Origin of the sequence: Streptomyces sp. LHD-70 (genome assembly GCF_031157275.1) — a bacterium.
GTDB lineage: Bacteria > Actinomycetota > Actinomycetes > Streptomycetales > Streptomycetaceae > Streptomyces.
Genome location: NZ_JAVIFW010000030.1, coordinates 56,341 through 75,540, shown reverse-complemented (window position 1 = coordinate 75,540; position 19,200 = coordinate 56,341). Strand labels below are relative to the sequence as shown.

The window sequence follows — 19,200 nt, the reverse complement described above, 5'->3', positions numbered from 1 at the left end:
TCGTCGATGAACACGTACAGTGCCGCCAGAAGGGCGTCCAGGTCGGAAGTCACACTCAGGCCAACGGGCGCCCTTCGCCATGGTCGCGACCAGCCCAGACATCGGACTCAATCATCTAGTGGTGGAAGGCGGTCGCCTTCGCGGGGCCCGGGGCCGCAGGCCCCGGCTGCGCCCGCAGCTCCGGCAGCAACCTGCGCAGATCCGACAGCAGCAGCCCCGCCAGATCCGCCGAGAACCCGTTGCGGCACACCACCCGCAGCACCGAGAGATCCTCCCGGTGCGCGGGAAAGGTGTACGCGGGCACGAGCCACCCCCGCTCGCGAAGGCGCCGCGACACGTCGAAGACGTCGTACGCCGTCACGTCCGGCGCCGTCGTGAACGCGAACACCGGCAACTGGTCGCCGTGCGTGAGGAGTCGGAAGTCCCCGAGCGCCTCGATCCGTTCCGCGAGCCCGCGCGCGACGTCCCGTGAGGCCTGCTGGACGGCCCGGTAGCCCTCCCGGCCGAGCCGCAGAAAGGTGTAGTACTGCGCGACCACCTGCGCGCCCGGCCGGGAGAAGTTCAGGGCGAAGGTGGGCATCTCCCCGCCCAGGTAGTTCACCCGGAACACCAGTTCCTCCGGCAGCTCCTCCGCCGACCGCCACAGCGCCCAGCCGACGCCCGGGTAGACGAGCCCGTACTTGTGCCCGGACGTGTTGATCGACGCCACCCGCGGCAGCCGGAAGTCCCACTCCAGGTCCGGGTCGAGGAACGGCGCGACCATGGCGCCCGACGCCCCGTCCACATGCACGGGGATGTCCAGGCCCGTCCGCTGCTGCAACGCGTCGAGCGCGGCGCAGAGTTCGGCCACGGGCTCGTACGAGCCGTCGTACGTGGAGCCGAGCACCGCCACGACGCCGATGGTGTTCTCGTCGCACAGTTCGGCGGCGGCCTGTGGGTCCAGGTGGTAGCGGTCGCCCTCCATGGGCACCTGGCGGGCCTCCACCTCCCAGAAGGTGCAGAACTTGTCCCAGCAGACCTGCACGTTGACGCCCATCACCAGGTTCGGCCTGGCCTCCCGCGAGGGGTAGCGATCGGCGTTCCGCTTCGCCCAGCGCCGCTTGAGCGCCATCCCCGCGAGCATGCAGGCCTCGCTGGACCCGGTCGTCGAGCAGCCCACCGCCGCGTCCCGGTCCGGCGCGTGCCACAGGTCGGCGAGCATCGCCACGCAGCGCCGCTCCAGCTCGGCGGTGCGCGGGTACTCGTCCTTGTCGATCATGTTCTTGTCCCGGCACTCCGCCATCAGGACGCCGGCCTGCGGCTCCATCCAGGTGGTGACGAACGTGGCGAGGTTCAGGCGCGCGTTGCCGTCCAGCATCAGCTCGTCGCGGACCAGTTGGTACGCGGTCGCCGGCGGCAGCGGCCCGTCCGGGAGGACGTGCCTGGGCGGCGCCGCGGTCATGCCGCCGACCGGGTTCGCCTGCCCGAAGAACGGGTTCAGGGCGAGCCCGCGCAGCTCGTCGTCCGCCTCCGGCTCCTGACTGCTGCCCTGGTGCAGGGACATCGCGGCGCCTCTCTCGTACGGGACGGGGGTGCGGGTACGCGGGCTCACGGTAACGGGGCAAACAGGGCATGAGCCTGTTGAGCGGGCCACCCGTGGACGGCCCCGCGATCCGGGTGCGATTCCGGCTTGCACCTCACGTGGCGTGAGGCCTCAAGGTGAGTGACGTACCGAGAACACACCGGAAGGAGCGGGCGGCGATGAGCTACGCGGTGGGACAGGTCGCGGGTTTCGCGGGCGTCACGGTGCGCACGCTGCACCACTACGACGAGATCGGCCTGCTGGTCCCGAGCGAACGCAACCGCGCCGGCCACCGGCGCTACAGCGACGCGGACCTGGACCGGCTGCAGCAGATCCTGTTCTACCGGGAGCTGGGCTTCCCGCTCGACGAGGTGGCGGCGCTCCTGGACGACCCGGACGCGAACCCGCGCGAGCACCTGCGCAGACAGCACCGGTTGCTGACTGCCCGGATCACCCGGCTGCAGGAGATGGCCGCCGCCGTCGAGACCGCCATGGAGGCGAAGAAGATGGGCATCAACCTCACGCCCGAGGAGAAGTTCGAGGTCTTCGGCGACTTCGACCCCGACCAGTACGAGGAGGAGGTCGAGCAGCGCTGGGGCAATACGGACGCGTACGCGCAGTCGCAGCGCCGCGCGGCCTCGTACACCAAGGAGGACTGGCTGCGAATCCAGCGCGAGGGCGACGAGGTCACGCAGCGCTTCGTGGAGCTGATGGAGGCGGGCGCCGCCCCGGAGTCCGAGGAGGCGATGGACGCCGCCGAGGCCCACCGGCAGTGGATCTCCCGCAACCACTACGACTGCTCGCACGAGATGCACAGCTGCCTCGGCGAGATGTACGTCGCCGACCAGCGCTTCACCGTCAACATCGACAAGGCCGGGCCGGGGCTCGCCGCGTACCAGCGCGAGGCGATCCTGGCGAACGCGATCCGGCACGCGTGACGGTGTTCCTCAGGCGTGCGGCACGATCACCACGGCCGTGCCGTACGCACACACCCGAAGTCGTTGATGCCCGTGTTTGTCCACCTTCGCTGGGCCTCTTTCCGCTCAATTGAATTGATTTGCCCGTATGTGGGAGGGGTGCATCCTGGGGAGCACAGTGGAACCCGCCCCTGGTTCCTTGCGTTGATAGCTTTGGGCGGCCGCATCGGCTGTTCCCTCTTCACCGACACCCCCAGGAGCCCGGACCCGTGATGACGACGCTTGCGCTCGGACCAAGCTGGCTCGATCCGGAGCTTCTGCTGAACAAGTTCGGGCTCATCGGCCTGCTGATCATCGTGTTCGCCGAGTCCGGACTGCTGATCGGCTTCTTCCTGCCGGGCGACTCCCTGCTGTTCACCACGGGCCTGCTGGTGACGACGAATGTGCTCGACCACCCGCTGTGGCTGGTGTGCACGCTGGTCTGCGTGGCGGCGATCCTCGGCGACCAGGCGGGGTACCTCTTCGGCCGCAAGGTCGGACCGGCGCTCTTCAACCGCCCGGACTCCCGCCTGTTCAAGCAGGAGAACGTGACGAAGGCGCATGAGTTCTTCGAGAAGCACGGGCCGAAGTCGCTGGTCCTGGCCCGCTTCGTGCCGATCGTGCGGACGTTCACGCCGATCATCGCGGGCGTCTCGAAGATGAACTACCGCTCGTTCATCACGTACAACATCCTCGGCGGCGTCCTGTGGGGCGCGGGCGTCACGCTGCTCGGCGCGTGGCTCGGCCAGATCGAGTTCGTGCGCAAGAACATCGAGCCGATCCTGATCCTGATCGTCCTGATCTCGGTCGTGCCGATCATCATCGAGTTCCTGCGGGCCCGCTCGAAGAGCAAGAAGGCCGCGGCCGAGGACACCGCCTCCCCGGCTGCCCCGGCTGCCCCGGCGCCGGGCGTGGACCACCCCACCCAGCAGCTGCACGCGCACCGGCCCCACCAGAACCAGCCCCACCAGAACCAGCAGGGCCACCAGAACCAGCAGGGTCAGCCCCACCAGCCTCACCAGAACCAGCAGGGCCACCCCGAGCCGCCCCAGCGCGGCCGCCACGCCAAGCGCTGACCGCACGCCGACGCCCGGAGGGGCGGCCGTACACCACGTACGGCCGCCCCTCCTCGCGTATCAGGACCGCGCGCTCAGAAGCCGCGCGTACGCTTCGCCGACTTGCGCCCGCCGGCCAGGCCCTCGCCGCCCGGCACCTTCAGGAACAGCCGGGCCAGCTCGCCGCCCAGGTTCACGCCGATCGCGATGGCAAGGGCGAGCGCCGCCGCCTTGGACAGCTGCGCGAGGCCCGCATTGAGCTCGTTCTGCGCGATGTTGAGCAGCCCGAAGTACGTCGAACTACCCGGCAGCAGCGGCCCGATCGCCGCCGTGACGTACGGCAGCGCCGAAGCGAAGCGGTAGCGCGAGAGCAGCTGCCCGAACAGGCCGACCAGGCCCGCCGCGACCGCCGTGGCGGCCACCGGCGACAGCGCGCCGGCGTTGGCCATCGCCCCGTAGATCACCCAGGCCACGCCGCCGTTGAGCGTCACGAGCAGCACCGTCGACCGCTCCTGCTGCAGCAGCACCGCGAACGCGAGCGACAGCGCCATCGCCGCCAGGATCTGGATCAGCGGTTGGTTCACGGTGTGGACCGTCGTCTCCGGGTTCAGGCCCGCGTCGAGCCGTACGCCCAGATAGAGCACCGTGAGCACGCCGATCACGATGCCGACGACCAGATACCCGACCTCCAGGAGGCGGGCGGCCGCGGTGATGTAGTAGCCGGTCAGGCCGTCCTGCACGCCCGCGACCAGGGCCCGCCCCGGGATCAGCGCGAACAGCCCACCGGTGATCACCGCGGAGGCCCGTACGTCCGGCAGGTCCAGGAGGCTGATCGCGACGCCCATCGCGCCGGGCGGCATCGCGGCGGCGATGAACTGGTAGAACTCCGGCAGCCCGCGCCCCGCGCACAGCCAGGCGAGCCGGTCGCCCAGCATCGCGCCCATCGCCGCGGCGATGAACACCACGACCGTGCCGCCGACCAGCGTCGCCGCCGCACCCGCGAGCAGCCCGGCCGCGGCGGTGAGCGCCCAGCCCGGGTAGGGGTGCCGGTTACGGCGGATCTCCGCGAGGCGCCGGTAGGCCTCCTCCAGGGACACCTCGATGTCCCCGGAGCCGATGTCGTCGACGAGCCGGTACACCGCCGCCAGACGTGTGTAGTCGGTGCCGCGCCGGCGCACCGTGCGCGAGGACGTCACCGGGTCGTCGACCAGGGACGGCTGGTGCGAGATGGAGAGCAGCGTGAACGTGACGGTCGGCTCGCAGCGGTCCAGGCCGTACGAGCGGGTCACGGCGAACATCGCCGCTTCGACGTCCTCGGCGCCCTCACCGCCCGCGAGCAGCAACTCGCCGATACGCAGGGTCAGGTCGAGCACGCGCGGGACCGCGGGCCCCGACTCGTCCTCGTGCCGCTGCGTCGCCTCCGGCGCCGGCCGGTCCGCCACCGGGGTGCGCAGCATCGTGCGCATCCGGTCCTGCCAGGGCGCCTCCTTGGTCAGCTTGACCATGGGGATGCCCGAGGGCGGCGTGAACGCGACCCCCGCCCGCGCCTCGTAGTTGGGCGGCGGCTTGAACGCCGACGTCTCCGTGTCCTCCGGAGTGGCCGGAATCCTCAGCCCGTTCGGGATGGTGAACTCGGAGGTCGGATGTTCGTCCTCCGGCACGGCGGGAGTGTCCACACCACCGACCGGAGAGAACGCGCTGTGCGCCTCGTCCGACTGCGGTTTGCGGTCTTCCTCCTCCGCGGTGTCAGCCACCTTCTTCACCTTCTGCTTTCCCTGGGCCGACGAGCCGTTGGCAGCACTTGCGGCCCTCGTACGCACCTCCGATAAGGCCAGTATGAGCATGGACACGCGAAGAGGCCGCGCGGACCCCCTCAAGGGGTGCGCGCGGCCTCTTCGGCGGTTGTGCGGGGCCGGGGGTCAGTGACCGCCCTGCTCCTCGAAGCGCTTGTACGAACGCTCGATCTCGACCTCGGCCTCGGTGCGGCCGACCCAGTTGGCGCCCTCGACGGACTTGCCGGGCTCCAGGTCCTTGTAGACCTCGAAGAAGTGCTGGATCTCCAGGCGGTCGAACTCGGAGACGTGGTGGATGTCCCGCAGGTGCTCCACACGCGGGTCGGAGGCCGGCACGCAGAGCAGCTTGTCGTCGCCGCCCGCCTCGTCCGTCATGCGGAACATGCCGATGGCGCGGCACTTGATGAGGCAGCCGGGGAAGGTCGGCTCGTCCAGGATGACCAGGGCGTCCAGCGGGTCACCGTCCTCGCCGAGGGTGTCCTCGACGAAGCCGTAGTCGGCCGGGTAGCTGGTCGAGGTGAACAGGCGACGGTCCAGACGGATACGACCGGTCTCGTGGTCCACCTCGTACTTGTTCCGCGAACCCTTCGGAATCTCGATCGTGACGTCGAACTCCACCGGATGCTCCTCCATGATCAACACAAACAACGGGCGATGCTGCGTCCTCCCGTGGGACACCGCTGCGAACAGCGGTTACTCCGCGGGCACCAACTCCGGCCTTTTTATGTGGTCGGACCCACCGCGGTGCGATCCCGCGGCAAGACGCAGTGATTAAGTGTCCCTCACGCAGGCAGGTGATCGCGAAAGGGGCTGGTCGTGGTGCCCGAGCTCAAGGTGCGTCGGCTTTCCTCGCTGCGACGGCCGCAGCGGCCCGTGAAGCTCTCTCCGCTCCTTAGGCCGTCCGGACCCCCGCGGCGCGGCAAGCTCACCACCTGGCAGCTCACGGCGTGCGCGGCCACGGTCGGCCTCGCGATCTCGGCCGTGGCGGTGACCGCGGCCGGCCCATGGGACTCCGGTCAGCGTACGGCCGAGCGGGCCCTGAGCAAGGCCGAGGGCCGGGACGGTGGCGCAGATCACGGCGGCGCCGAGCCGAACGCGGCCCCGAGCGCCCCCGGCGTACTCATCGCCCTGGGCGCCCCCGCGGGCGGCGCCCCCGCCCCCACCGGGCGCGCCCTCGCCGACGTACTCGACCCCCTCCTCAAGGACCCCTCCCTCGGCACCGACCGCACCGCCTCCGTCGTGGACGCCGCCACGGGCAAGGAGGTCTACGGCACGAAGGCGGGCGACGCCGTCACGCCCGCGTCGACCATCAAGATCGCCACCGCCGCGGCGGCCCTCTCGGCCCTCGGCCCCGACCACCGCATCGCCACCCGCACCGTCCTCGACAAGGACCGCGTCACTCTCGTCGGCGGCGGCGACCCCACCCTCACCGCGCGCAAGGGCGACCAGGGCAACGCCAGCCTCCACACCCTCGCCGACGCCACCGCCCACGCCCTGCGCACCCAGGGCGTGGACAAGATCAAGCTCTCGTACGACACGTCCGCGTACTCGGGACCGGACCAGCACCCCATCGGCCCCAACGAGAACATCGCCCCCATCAGCCCCCTGATGGCCGACGAGGGCCGCCTCGACGACTCCACCAGCGGCCCCGCGCCCCGTACCGCCGAACCGGCACGCGATGCCGCCCGCACCTTCGCCGACCTGCTGCGCGACCGCGAGATCGACGTCGACGGCGAGCCGGGCTCGAAGAAGGCGGGCAAGGGCGCGAAGACGATCGGCACCGTGCGGTCCGCGCCGCTCGCCGCGCTGGTCGAGCGCATGCTCACGCACAGCGACAACGACATCGCCGAGCACCTCGCCCGCCAGACCGCCATCGCCGCCGACGAACCGGCGAGCTTCGACGGCGCCGCCAAGGCCGTCAGGCAAGAGCTGAAGAAGCTCGAACTCCCGCTCGACAAGGCCAAGTTCGCAGACGGCAGCGGCCTCGACCGCGAGGACCGGCTGAGCGCGAAGCTCCTCACCGCCCTGCTCGCCCGCGCCGCCGACCCGGCCCACGCCGAGCTGCGCCCCGTCCTCACCGGCCTGCCCGTCGCCGGGTTCACCGGCACCCTGCGCAATCGTTACGCCGACGACAAGGCCAGCGCCCCCGGCACCGGTCTGGTCCGCGCCAAGACGGGCACCCTGACCGGCGTGAACACCCTCGCCGGCAGCGTCGTCGACGCCGACGGCCGCCTCCTCGTCTTCGCCTTCACCGCCTCCGGCACCGGCGACCCCAGGGCCGCCCAGTCCACCCTGGACCGCCTCGCCGCCGCGGTCGCCAACTGCGGCTGCCGCTGACGCTCCGCCCGCGGAACCGTTTCCGCCCGGCTCCGAGGCACTCCGCCGGAGGGATCGAGCACGTACGGTTGACGCATGACGAGCATCGGTGGTGCCGCATCTGCAGGGATGGTCGACTGGAATCTCGCGGTGGCGACCGCGACCCGGCTCGTGCGGCCGGGGCCGGAGGTCAGCCGGGACGAGGCGCGCGCCATCGTCTCCGAGCTGCGCAGGCACGCCAAGTCAGCGGAGGAGCACGTCCGTTCCTTCACGCGCATGGCGACGGACGCGGGCCACGACACCCCGGTCCTGGTCGTCGACCGGGCCGGCTGGGTGCGCGCCAACGTCGCCGGATTCCGGGAACTGCTCAAGCCGCTCCTGGACAAGATGCAGGACCGCCGCGGCTCAGGACCGGGCAACGCGATGATGGGCGCGGTCGGCGGCAAGGTCACCGGCGTGGAGCTCGGCATGCTCCTCTCCTTCCTCGCCTCCCGCGTACTCGGCCAGTACGAGACCTTCGCCCCGCCGAGCCGTGACCTCCCGGCGGCGCCGGACGGCGGCGGGCGCCTGCTGCTCGTCGCGCCGAACATCGTGCACGTGGAGCGCGAACTCGACGTCGACCCGCACGACTTCCGGCTCTGGGTCTGCCTGCACGAGGAGACCCACCGCACCCAGTTCACCGCCGTGCCCTGGCTGCGCGACCACCTCGAGGGCGAGATCCAGTCATTCCTTGCCGAGACCGAGGTCGACCCGATGACGGTCCTGGAGCGCCTGCGCGAGGCCGCCTCGTCCCTCGCGGGCAACGGCAGGACCGAGGAGGAGGACGGCGGCCGCTCCATCGTCGAGCTGGTGCAGACCCCCGCCCAGCGCGAGGTCCTCGGCCGCCTGACCGCCGTGATGTCCCTGCTCGAAGGGCACGCGGACTTCGTGATGGACGGCGTCGGCCCCGCCGTCGTCCCGTCCGTCACGGAGATCAGGGAGAAGTTCAAGGAGCGCCGGGCCAAGGGCGCCTCCCGCCTCGACCAGGCCCTGCGCAAGCTCCTCGGCCTGGACGCCAAGCTCCGCCAGTACCGCGACGGGGAACGGTTCGTGCGCTCCGTCGTCGAACAGGTCGGCATGGACGGCTTCAACCGCGTCTGGACCTCGCCCAACACCCTCCCCACGAAGGCGGAGATCGCCAGACCGGCGGACTGGGTCGCGAGGGTGCACCGTAAGGCAGAGTCGTGAGGGGCGTGCCGTCCGTGGCAGAACCGAGCCCCCGCAATCACCCTTCCGAGGGACCGTGAGCCAGGGGTAGGCGTGCAATGCTCGGGTAGCCGCTCGGTTCTGTCACCATCGACGCACTCTGAGTGACGTCGCACGGTCCGGACCGCACAGCCGAACCGCGCGGTCCGATCTCGGAGCGAACGGCCCGAAGTGACTCGATCCGAGGCACACCCCCCCCGAATTTCACGAAGGGAACCGGACAATGGGTCCCCATCCTGCGGTCGCGGCGATACGCCTGGCGGTCCGCCGCGTACTCCACGACGTACTCACCGACCTCGCCACCCGCGACCGCGCCGCGCACGCCGGCCGGCTGAGCGCCCCGGCCGTGGCCGAACCGGGCCGCGCGCCCCTTGTCCTCGTCGCCTGCTCCGGCGGCGCCGACTCCATGGCCCTCGCCTCCGCCCTTGCCTTCGAAGCCCCGAAGCTCGGCATCCGCGCCGGCGGCGTCACCGTCGACCACGGCCTGCAGCACGGCTCCGATCTGCGCGCCGCCGAGGTCGTCGCCCGCATGACCGCCCTGAGCCTCGGACCCGTCGAGTCCGTCGCCGTCTGTGTCGGCCGCGAGGGCGGACCCGAAGCCGCCGCCCGCGACGCCCGGTACGCCGCCCTGGACGCCGTCGCCGAACGCCACGGCGCCGACGCGATCCTCCTCGGCCACACCCGCGACGACCAGGCGGAGACCGTCCTCCTCGGCCTCGCCCGCGGCTCCGGCATCCGCTCGCTGTCCGGCATGGCCGCCGTCTCCGGCCGGCCCGGCGCGAGCGCCCGCTACCGCCGCCCGTTCCTGCAGCTCGACCGCCAGACCGCCCGCAAGGCCTGCATGGTCCAGTCGCTGCCTGTCTGGGACGACCCGCACAACGCCGACCCGGCGTACACCCGCTCACGGCTCCGCCACGAGGGCCTGCCCGCCCTGGAGAAAGCCCTCGGCAAAGGAGTCGTGGAGGCCCTCGCCCGCACGGCCCAGCTCTCCCGTGACGACGCCGACGCCCTCGACACCTGGGCCGCCGAGGCCGAGCAGTCCGTACGCGACGAGTCCGGGCTCCTCGACTGCGCCAAGCTGTACGGCCTGCCGCCCGCCGTGCGCCGCCGCGTCCTGCGCCGCACCGCCATCGCGGCGGGCTCTCCCGCCGGTTCGCTGTTCGCCCGGCACATCGAGGAGATCGACCGGCTGATCACCGGCTGGCGCGGCCAGGGGGCCATCAACCTCCCCGGTCGAGTGGAGGCCCGACGGCAGGGTGGCAGACTTGTCATCCGGCAGGGCTGACACACGGCGAACCGAAAGTGATGTGCGGGTGGACGCGAAAGACATGAGCACCGACCTGGAGTCGGTGCTCATCACCAAGGAAGAGATCGACGCGAAGCTGGCCGAACTGGCCGCCAAGGTCGACGCGGAGTACGCGGGCAAGGACCTGCTCATCGTCGGTGTCCTCAAGGGTGCCGTGATGGTGATGGCGGACCTGGCGCGGGCCCTGTCCAGCCCGGTGACGATGGACTGGATGGCGGTGTCCTCGTACGGCGCCGGGACCCAGTCCTCCGGTGTGGTGCGGATCCTCAAGGACCTCGACACCGACATCAAGGGCAAGCACGTCCTGATCGTCGAGGACATCATCGACTCCGGCCTGACGCTGTCCTGGCTGATCTCCAACCTCGGCTCCCGCGAGCCCGCCTCCCTCGAGGTCTGCACGCTCCTGCGCAAGCCGGACGCCGCGAAGGTCGCGATCGACGTGAAGTGGGTCGGCTTCGACATCCCCAACGAGTTCGTCGTGGGATACGGCCTGGACTACGCGGAGAAGTACCGCAACCTGCCGTTCGTCGGCACGCTCGCCCCGCACGTCTACGGCGGCTGAACCACCGCCCCCGTTCGGTCGGCGCCCACGGGAACCCTCAGGGCGTTCCCGCCGTTGGAGCAGGGGAAGACGGGTTTGCCCGCCGTCCCCTGCGTCTTCGGGTGACAATGCTGGGGTACCGTCCGAAGAACAGCCTTTAACAAACTCGCCTTATCAAACTCACTATGGCAGGAGGGACGGGGCGGCACCGCTCCGTATGGATGGACGTGAAGCGATACTTCCGTGGGCCGGTCATGTGGATCGTGCTGGCCGTCCTCGCCGTGGTCGTGTTGATGCAGGTCGTCGGCTCGTCCGGCGGCTTCAAGACGGTGGACACCGCCCAGGTCATCAAGGCCATCGACGACAAGCAGGCGCAGACCGCCAAGCTCACCACCGGTGACGAACAGACCATCAAGGTCGAACTGAAGGGCGGCGCCGACAAGGACAAGTACGGCGGCAGCACCAAGATCCAGGCGAGCTACATCGGCGACCAGGGCGCCCAGCTGGCCACCAAGCTGCAGCAGAACTACGAGAACGGCGACATCAAGGACGGTTACACCGTCTCGCCCTCCAAGCAGAACCCGTTCGTCGGGATCCTGCTCTCGTTGCTTCCCTTCGTCCTCATCGTCGTCGTCTTCCTGTTCCTGATGAATCAGATGCAGGGCGGCGGCTCCCGAGTCATGCAGTTCGGGAAGTCCAAGGCCAAGCTGATCACCAAGGACACCCCCAAGACGACGTTCACCGACGTCGCCGGCTCGGACGAGGCCGTCGAGGAGCTCCACGAGATCAAGGAGTTCCTGCAGGAGCCGGCCAAGTTCCAGGCCGTCGGCGCCAAGATCCCCAAGGGCGTCCTGCTCTACGGCCCGCCCGGTACGGGCAAGACGCTGCTCGCGCGTGCCGTCGCGGGCGAGGCGGGCGTGCCGTTCTACTCGATCTCCGGTTCCGACTTCGTCGAGATGTTCGTCGGTGTCGGTGCCTCCCGTGTCCGTGACCTCTTCGAGCAGGCCAAGGCGAACGCCCCGGCGATCGTCTTCGTCGATGAGATCGACGCCGTCGGCCGGCACCGCGGTGCCGGCATGGGCGGCGGCCACGACGAGCGCGAGCAGACGCTGAACCAGCTGCTCGTCGAGATGGACGGCTTCGACGTGAAGGGTGGCGTCATCCTGATCGCCGCCACGAACCGCCCGGACATCCTCGACCCGGCGCTCCTGCGCCCCGGCCGCTTCGACCGGCAGATCGCCGTCGACCGCCCGGACATGCAGGGCCGCCTGGAGATCCTCAAGGTCCACCAGAAGGGCAAGCCGGTCGCTCCGGACGTCGACCTCTCGGCCGTCGCCCGCCGCACCCCCGGCTTCACCGGTGCCGATCTCTCCAACGTCCTGAACGAGGCCGCCCTCCTGACGGCCCGCGGGGACAAGAAGCTGATCGACAACCACTTCCTGGACGAGGCGATCGACCGTGTGGTCGCGGGCCCGCAGAAGCGGACCCGGATCATGTCGGACAAGGAAAAGAAGATCACCGCGTACCACGAGGGCGGTCACGCCCTGGTCGCGGCGGCCTCGCCGAACTCCGACCCGGTCCACAAGATCACGATCCTGTCCCGCGGCCGTGCGCTCGGGTACACGATGGTGCTCCCGGACGAGGACAAGTACTCCACGACGCGCAACGAGATGCTCGACCAGCTCGCGTACATGCTGGGCGGGCGCGCGGCCGAGGAGCTCGTCTTCCACGACCCGACCACGGGCGCAGCGAACGACATCGAGAAGGCCACCGCCACAGCCCGCGCCATGGTCACGCAGTACGGCATGACCGAGCGGCTCGGCGCCATCAAGTTCGGCGGCGACAACACCGAGCCGTTCCTCGGGCGCGAGATGGGGCACCCCCGCGACTACTCGGAAGAGGTCGCCGCGCTGGTCGACGAAGAGGTCAAGAAGCTCATCGAGACCGCCCACAACGAAGCGTGGGAGATCCTCGTCGAGAATCGCGACGTCCTCGACAACCTGGTGCTCCAGCTTCTGGAGCGGGAGACCCTCGGCAAGGAGGAGATCGCCGAGATCTTCGCGCCGATCGTGAAGCGCCCGGCCCGCCCGGCGTGGACCGGCTCCTCGCGGCGTACGCCGTCGACGCGGCCCCCGGTGCTCTCACCCAAGGAGCTGTCGCTCACCAACGGCGCCAACGGCACCCCCGCGGTGACGGCGGCGACGGAGTCGACGACTCCGGCGGACCTGACGAAGTCCCCCGCCCCGGAGGACCGCCCGGAGAGCTGATCACTGGTTCCCGGCCGTCACGGCAGGCCCGGAATGTATGCCGCGCCCCCCTGGTTCTAGCCTTGGGGGGCGCGGCTTTTTGTGTGCGCACACGGCAGACGTGGAGGAACGCTGCCCGTCGTAACAGGAACGAGGCACAGATGACCGACCCGGTGACGCTGGACGGCGAGAGCTCGATCGGCGAATTCGACGAGAAGCGGGCCGAGAACGCCGTACGGGAACTGCTCATCGCGGTCGGCGAGGACCCGGACCGCGAGGGACTGCGGGAGACGCCGGCGCGGGTGGCGCGGGCGTATCGAGAGCTCCTCTCGGGACTCTGGCAGCAGCCCGAGGACGTCCTGACCACGACGTTCGACCTCGGACACGACGAGATGGTCCTGGTGAAGGACATCGAGATCGTTTCCTTCTGTGAGCATCACCTGCTGCCGTTCCACGGCGTGGCCCACGTCGGCTACATCCCGGCGGAGAGCGGGAAGATCACTGGGCTGTCGAAGCTGGCCCGGCTGGTCGAGGTCTATGCCCGCCGGCCGCAGGTGCAGGAGCGGCTGACCACGCAGATCGCCGACTCGCTGATGCGCATCCTCGAGGCGCGCGGCGCGATCGTGGTGGTGCAGGCCGAGCACATGTGCATGTCAGTGCGTGGCATCCGGAAGCCGGGTGCCAAGACGACGACCTCGGCGGTGCGCGGCCAGCTGCGCGACGCCACGACACGCGCCGAGGCGATGAGCCTGATATTGGCGAACTAGCCGCATGGGGCCGGTGCTGCCCGACGACGTCCCCCTCGGGTCGAACAGGACCCGAGGGGGACGTACGTGCATCGTGCCTCGCACTGGGGGCGCCGCAGCATTCTGGTCAACGGCCGGCCGGCGCGCCAGAGTTGGTGATTTCAGCGGCGTGCGGAACGCCGCTGTGGTGGGCCGGGCCTCAGGCCGCCGCCGGGCCCACCTCGTCCTCGTCGCCGTCCTCCGGGAGTTTGCAGACGCGTTCCAGGAACAGGGCCGCCGCGATCACGCCCGCGCCGGCCACGACCGCGAAGCCGGCGTAGATGGCCTGGTCGCGGCGGGCCGGGAGGTCCAGGAGGCTGAGCAGGAAGACGCCCGCCCCGCCGTACACCCCCGTGACCAGGGCGGCGACCAGGGCGCTCGCCTGGCCGAAGACCAGGGCGCGGGCGGCCATCATCGGGTCCACGCCCTTGGCGCCGGGGCGGCGTTCGCGCTGGGCGCGGAGCCGGGAGCGGATGGAGAGGGCCGTCGCGAGCAGCACGGCGGCGATCACGCCGAGCACGATCGGTGCGGCCAGGGGGACGCCCGGCAGCTCGCCGAGCGAATCCCAGAGCCGGGCGCCCGCCCAGGACAGCACTCCGGCGACTAGGAACAGGCCGATCAGCGTCCGGATGCGCAGCTGCTTCACGGTGGCGGTCGCCTCTTTCGTCGTCCTTCGTGCCCGTCCAGGGGCCCGGTCGCGGGCCTCGTCCTGACCCTAACGACTATTCGGGCAGCCGGAGTTCCAGGTCGACGCGGGGCGTGACGCTCGCGCGGGTGACCTGGCCGAGCAGCTCGGCGACGGGGCCGCGGCCGGGGATCTGCGCCTCGGGGTCGACGTCGTGCCAGGGGGCGAGGACGAAGGCCCGCTCGTGCGCCCGCGGGTGCGGGAGCGTGAGCTCGGGGTCGTCGGAGACGACGTCCTGGTACGTCACGATGTCGACGTCGATGGTGCGCGGGCCCCAGTGCTCGTCCCGTACGCGGTGGAAGGCCTCCTCGACCGCGTGCGCCCGCTCCAGGAGCGAGGACGGGGGAAGCGTGGTCCGGATGACGACGACCGCGTTGAAGTACGCGGGCTGGCTGCCGGGCTCGACGCCCCAGGGCTCCGTCTCGTACACCGGCGAGACGGCTTTCACGCGCAGGCCGGGGGTGTCCTCCAGGGCGTCCACGGCTCCCTGGAGGGTCTCCAGGCGATTGCCGAGGTTGCTGCCGAGGCTGATGACCGCGAACTTCGGGTTGTTGAGGGTGACGTCCGCGGCGTCGACCTGTTCCACCACGGAGGCGGGCACCGGCTGGACGGTCGGGTCGCTCTGCGTGCTCATGCGTGGCTCCGGGTGATGGTGATGGTGACGTCGTCGAAGGGGACCGTGATGGGTGCGTTCGGCTTGTGCACCACCACCTCGACCTCCTGCACGCCGTCGTGCTTGAGGCACTGCTGTGCGATGCGTTCGGCCAGGGTCTCGATGAGGTCGACGGGCTCGCCCTCGACGACGGCCACGACCTCCTCGGCGACGATGCCGTAGTGCACGGTCTTCGCCAGGTCGTCGTCGGCCGCGGCCGCCCTGGTGTCCAGGCCGATGACCAGGTCCACGATGAACGTCTGGCCCTCTTCGCGTTCATGGGCGAAGACACCGTGGTGCCCACGGGCCTTGAGGCCGCGCAGCGCGACACGATCCACGCGAATCACTCCTGCATTCGTCGGTTCGGCGGGCCCGGACCGAGTGCGGTCGGCTCACGGGACCCATTCGAATCTACCTGCGGGTGCTGACAGTGCTTGCCCACGGGGGCTCTGGACCATGCCGCTCCCGGGCTGGTAGCCGCCCATACCCCGGCGGCAGGCCGTCCAACCCCCACAGGGCGCCTACCCACTCAGGCGGGTGTTTCGCCGCCCTCTGCACCGCCGTTGCCCGCCGCGCCCTCGTCGTCGTCGGTCTCCGCGAGCACCGGTGAGGCGTGGTGCGACCACAGCTTCCAGCCGCCGGGTGTGCGGCGGAACACATTCGTGGCGACCACGAGCTGGCCGACGAGCGGGCCGAGATCGGCGCCCTCCTCGGCGGGGCCGCCGCTGAGGATGTTCTCCGTACAGCTGACGAGGGCGGTGTCGGCGTGCACCGAGACGCGTACGTCGGTGAGGAAGAACTGGATGTATTCGGTGTTCGCCATGATCAGGGCGTACGACCTGAGGACCTCGCCGCGGCCGGAGAGGGCGGGCCAGCCGGGGTGCACGCAGGACACGGTGGCCGTCTCGTCGCCGTCCTCATTGTCGACGGCGTCGCTGTGGTCGGGCAGCCAGAGGTCCGAGACCGCCTCGAAGTCGCCGCGCTCCAGGGCCTCGTAGAAGGACGTGTTGGCGGTCTCGACGGCTTCGATGTCGGTACGGGGCGTCACTGGGCTCCTTCTACGGCGCGGGCTACGCGGACGGCGTCGGCGGTGGCCCTGACCTCGTGGACGCGGACCGCCCAGGCGCCCTCGTGGGCGGCGATGGCGGAGACCGCGGCGGTCGCGGCGTCGCGTTCACGGGCGGGCGGAGGGGCGGAGTCCGGGCCGGCGGCCAGGACCCGGCCGAGGAAACGCTTCCGGCTGGCGGCGACCAGGACCGGCAGGCCGAGGCTGCGCAGTTCCTTCATGTGGGCGACCAGGGCGAGGTCGTGCTCCGCGTCCTTGGCGAAGCCGAGGCCGGGGTCGAGGACGATCCGCTCGGGGGCCACACCGCCCGCGACAACCGCCTCCACGCGCGCGTGGAGCTCGCTGACGACCTCGCCGACGACGTCCTCGTACACCGCGCGGGTGTTCATGTCCTCGCTGAAGCCGCGCCAGTGCATGACGACGAACGGGGCGTCGGCGGCGGCGACGGCGGGGATCATCGCGGGGTCGGCGAGGCCGCCGCTGACGTCGTTGACGAGGCGGGCGCCCGCGGCGAGCGCGGCCTCCGCGACGGTGGCGCGCATGGTGTCGACGGAGACGGTGACGCCCTCCGAGACGAGGCCGCGCACGACGGGCACGACCCGGCGCAGCTCCTCGTCCTCGTCGACGCGGCTGGCGCCGGGGCGCGTCGACTCACCGCCGACGTCGACCAGGTCGGCGCCCTGGGCGACCAGGTCGAGGCCGTGCTTGACGGCGGCCGTGGTGTCGAACCAGCGGCCACCGTCGGAGAAGGAGTCGGGCGTCACGTTGACGACTCCCATCACCGCACAGCGGTCCCACTCCGGAAGGCCTTCGACCGTGCCACGGCCACGCAACGTACTCATGCCTCCAGCGTAGGCCCGTACGGGGAGTGAGCTGTACGGGCCGGGGCCCCGAACTGCTCAGACCGCCCTTACGTCCTGGGGCGCGGCCGCAGGTGTGTGCGGGCATGGGCGCCGCGGGCGGGAGCCGGGGCGCAGGAAGCCGGGCAGGGCGAGCGTGACGAAGCCCTCGGCCTGCATCGCGGCGACGCCGATACGGGGCAGGTCCCGGTTGTTGCGGAAGACCACGAAACGGGGCTCCCAGCGGGGGCGGAACTTGGCGTTGAACTTGTACAGCGACTCGATCTGGAACCAGCGCGACAGGAACACGAGCAGCCCGCGCCAGGTGCGGAGCACCGGTCCCGCGCCGAGCCGCTCACCGCGCGCGAGTGCGGAGCGGAACATCGCGAAGTTGAGCGACACACGCGCGATGCCGAGTTTCGGCGCCGCCTGCAGGGCGGCCACGATGAGGAGTTCGTTCATGCCGGGGTCGGCGCCGCGGTCACGGCGCATCAGGTCGAGCGAGACGCCGTCCTCGCCCCAGGGCACGAAGTGCAGGATCGCCTTCAAGTCGCCGTACGGGCCGGACACTTCGGTCTGTCTGTGCGCGGTGGCTATCAGGCAGTCGCCGTCGGTGGGGTCGCCGATGCGGCCGAGCGCCATGGAGAAGCCGCGCTCGGTGTCGGTGCCCCGCCAGTCCTCGGCGGCGCGCCGCACGCGCTCCAACTCGCCCTCGCTCAGGTCACGTACGCGCCGTACCCGGGTCTCGTAGCCATTCCGCTCGATGCGCTTGACCATCTGGCGCACGTTGCGCATGGCGCGCCCGGCCAAGGAGAAATCCACCACGTCCACCACCGCCTCGTCGCCCAGTTCGAGGGCGTCGAGGCCGGTCTCGCGGGTCCAGACCTCGCCGCCGGTCTCCGAGCAGCCCATGACGGCCGGGGTCCAGGAGTGCTTCCTGGCCTCGTCCATGAACCGCTCGATGGCGCCGGGCCAGGCCTCCACGTCGCCGATCGGGTCGCCGCTCGCGAGCATCACGCCGGAGACGACGCGGTACGTGACGGCCGCCTTGCCGCTCGGCGAGAAGACCACGCCCTTGTCGCGGCGGAGCGCGAAGTGGCCGAGGGAGTCGCGGGCGCCGTGCCGGTCGAGGAGTTCGCGCAGGCGCTGCTCGTCGTCCTCGGTGAGCCGGGCCGCCGGGTGTTCGGGGCGGAAGGCCAGGTAGACGGTGGTGAGGGCGGTGAGCATGCCGAGGGCGCCGAGCGAGTAGCCGACCGTCCAGCCGGTCCGCCCGGTGTAGTCCAGGGGGCCCTCGGCGCCGAACAGGCCGTACACGACATGGGTGAGGTAGTCGGCGAGGCTCGGGTCGCCGACGACCTTGCGCGGGTGGGTGGCGACGATCAGGGTGCCGAGGCCGAGCGAGAACGTGCCCATGAGGAAGAAGTTGGCGAGCGCGAGCCAGCGGCTGCGCGGGTCGGGCAGGGCGGAGAACTCGCTCCGGTGGCGCAGCAGCAGGGCGAGCAGCAGGCCCGCGATCAGCACGCCGATGAGCGAGTGCCGGTACGCGAACTGGGCCACTGCGCCCGCCGGGAGCAGGAACACGGCCGCCCGCCAGGCCCTCCGCTTGCGGCGCCTGAGGCCGTGTGCGAGGAGCAGCAGGAGGACGCCGGCGCTGAGGGCGAGGGCGGCCGCGAAGGGGCCGAGGGCTCCGGGCAGGACCTCGGCGATGGCGTGCAGGCGGCTGTGCCGGAAGCGCGGGAAGACGCCGGCGGCGATGTCCAGGAGGCCCACGAGGGTGCAGGCGGTGGCGACCAGGGACGGCACCTTCTCGGGGCGCGGGCCGCGCATCAGGCGCCGGAGTCTGCGAGCTGCGGCCGCACCGCGCGCAGCCCCTGCCTCGCGGGATGCCTCTACCTCGCGGGATGCCTCTGCACCGCGAGAAGAAGCCACTGCAACCCCACCCGACATTTCCCCATCTATCCTGACTGGCATCGCATCCCGTAGTTCTGCGAGAGAGCTGGAGCCCGGCTTCTGCGGTTACGCCGGACAAATTGCGCCCTCTAGGACGGCGCTTCCGGGAGACGGGTTCACTCTCCGCCCGGGAAAACCGGTGCAGGGGACCGGAAATCCGGCACCGAGGCCGGATCAGACCGTTCCGTTAGGGAATCGGTTTTC

The 19,200-nt window shown here is 70.8% G+C and carries 17 protein-coding genes; 8 read left to right on the top strand and 9 right to left on the bottom strand.

Features of this window, described 5'->3' with window-relative positions:
* Window positions 1–115 precede the first annotated feature (115 nt).
* Complete coding sequence (locus RCO28_RS35900) at window positions 116–1,543, bottom strand: glutamate decarboxylase (RefSeq protein WP_308945569.1); 1,428 nt, start codon at window positions 1,541–1,543, stop codon at window positions 116–118.
* Window positions 1,544–1,740: 197 nt separating this feature from the next.
* Here RCO28_RS35900 and RCO28_RS35895 point away from each other — a divergent pair, with 197 nt between their 5' ends.
* Complete coding sequence (locus RCO28_RS35895) at window positions 1,741–2,499, top strand: MerR family transcriptional regulator (RefSeq protein ID WP_308945560.1); 759 nt, start codon at window positions 1,741–1,743, stop codon at window positions 2,497–2,499.
* A 251-nt stretch (window positions 2,500–2,750) separates the two neighbouring features.
* Window positions 2,751–3,593: a VTT domain-containing protein gene (locus RCO28_RS35890; protein ID WP_308945559.1), complete on the top strand. Its 843-nt coding sequence runs from the start codon at window positions 2,751–2,753 to the stop codon at window positions 3,591–3,593.
* 74 nt (window positions 3,594–3,667) lie between these two features.
* Here the strand turns inward: RCO28_RS35890 and RCO28_RS35885 are convergent, their stop codons facing one another.
* Both RCO28_RS35885 and RCO28_RS35880 read right to left on the bottom strand, forming a co-directional pair.
* Entirely contained in the window at window positions 3,668–5,326 is a 1,659-nt protein-coding gene (locus RCO28_RS35885) for a threonine/serine exporter family protein (protein WP_308945558.1), read from the bottom strand.
* 165 nt (window positions 5,327–5,491) lie between these two features.
* Entirely contained in the window at window positions 5,492–5,983 is a 492-nt protein-coding gene (locus tag RCO28_RS35880; RefSeq protein WP_308945568.1) for an inorganic diphosphatase, read from the bottom strand.
* 198 nt (window positions 5,984–6,181) lie between these two features.
* Between RCO28_RS35880 and dacB the strand changes: the two genes are divergently transcribed.
* The 6 genes from dacB (at window position 6,182) to folE (ending at window position 13,786) form a co-directional block, all read left to right on the top strand.
* Window positions 6,182–7,702: a D-alanyl-D-alanine carboxypeptidase/D-alanyl-D-alanine-endopeptidase gene (dacB, locus tag RCO28_RS35875; RefSeq protein WP_374991315.1), complete on the top strand. Its 1,521-nt coding sequence runs from the start codon at window positions 6,182–6,184 to the stop codon at window positions 7,700–7,702.
* Between the two features lie 75 nt (window positions 7,703–7,777).
* The gene (locus tag RCO28_RS35870) at window positions 7,778–8,908 is read left to right on the top strand and encodes a zinc-dependent metalloprotease (protein ID WP_308945557.1); all 1,131 of its coding nucleotides are present in this window, start codon (window positions 7,778–7,780) and stop codon (window positions 8,906–8,908) included.
* A gap of 241 nt (window positions 8,909–9,149) precedes the next feature.
* Window positions 9,150–10,211 (top strand): tRNA lysidine(34) synthetase TilS, encoded by a 1,062-nt coding sequence (tilS, locus tag RCO28_RS35865; RefSeq protein ID WP_308945556.1) that lies wholly within the window; start codon window positions 9,150–9,152, stop codon window positions 10,209–10,211.
* A 43-nt stretch (window positions 10,212–10,254) separates the two neighbouring features.
* Window positions 10,255–10,794, top strand: coding sequence for a hypoxanthine phosphoribosyltransferase (hpt, locus tag RCO28_RS35860; RefSeq protein WP_308945555.1), 540 nt, complete (start codon window positions 10,255–10,257; stop codon window positions 10,792–10,794).
* A gap of 200 nt (window positions 10,795–10,994) precedes the next feature.
* A complete protein-coding gene (gene ftsH / locus RCO28_RS35855; RefSeq protein WP_308945566.1) occupies window positions 10,995–13,040 on the top strand; it encodes an ATP-dependent zinc metalloprotease FtsH in 2,046 nt (681 codons plus the stop codon).
* A gap of 140 nt (window positions 13,041–13,180) precedes the next feature.
* Window positions 13,181–13,786: a GTP cyclohydrolase I FolE gene (gene folE / locus RCO28_RS35850; protein WP_308945554.1), complete on the top strand. Its 606-nt coding sequence runs from the start codon at window positions 13,181–13,183 to the stop codon at window positions 13,784–13,786.
* A 178-nt stretch (window positions 13,787–13,964) separates the two neighbouring features.
* On the opposite strand, the gene RCO28_RS35845 is transcribed toward folE, so the two are convergent.
* The 6 genes from RCO28_RS35845 to RCO28_RS35820 form a co-directional block, all read right to left on the bottom strand.
* Window positions 13,965–14,450 carry a DUF3180 domain-containing protein gene (locus tag RCO28_RS35845; RefSeq protein ID WP_308945553.1) on the bottom strand — a complete coding sequence of 162 codons (486 nt, stop codon included), beginning with the start codon at window positions 14,448–14,450 and terminating at the stop codon, window positions 13,965–13,967.
* Between the two features lie 76 nt (window positions 14,451–14,526).
* Window positions 14,527–15,123 (bottom strand): 2-amino-4-hydroxy-6-hydroxymethyldihydropteridine diphosphokinase, encoded by a 597-nt coding sequence (folK, locus tag RCO28_RS35840; RefSeq protein ID WP_308945552.1) that lies wholly within the window; start codon window positions 15,121–15,123, stop codon window positions 14,527–14,529.
* Entirely contained in the window at window positions 15,120–15,479 is a 360-nt protein-coding gene (gene folB, locus RCO28_RS35835) for a dihydroneopterin aldolase (RefSeq protein ID WP_308945551.1), read from the bottom strand. The genes folK and folB overlap by 4 nt, the downstream gene beginning before the upstream one ends.
* Before the next feature lie 191 nt (window positions 15,480–15,670).
* Entirely contained in the window at window positions 15,671–16,189 is a 519-nt protein-coding gene (locus tag RCO28_RS35830) for a nuclear transport factor 2 family protein (RefSeq protein ID WP_308945550.1), read from the bottom strand.
* Window positions 16,186–17,049, bottom strand: coding sequence for a dihydropteroate synthase (folP, locus tag RCO28_RS35825; protein WP_308945549.1), 864 nt, complete (start codon window positions 17,047–17,049; stop codon window positions 16,186–16,188). Before folP ends, RCO28_RS35830 begins: the two co-directional genes overlap by 4 nt.
* Window positions 17,050–17,106: 57 nt before the next feature.
* Window positions 17,107–18,873, bottom strand: coding sequence for a phosphatidylglycerol lysyltransferase domain-containing protein (locus RCO28_RS35820; protein WP_308945548.1), 1,767 nt, complete (start codon window positions 18,871–18,873; stop codon window positions 17,107–17,109).
* Window positions 18,874–19,200: the final 327 nt, after the last annotated feature.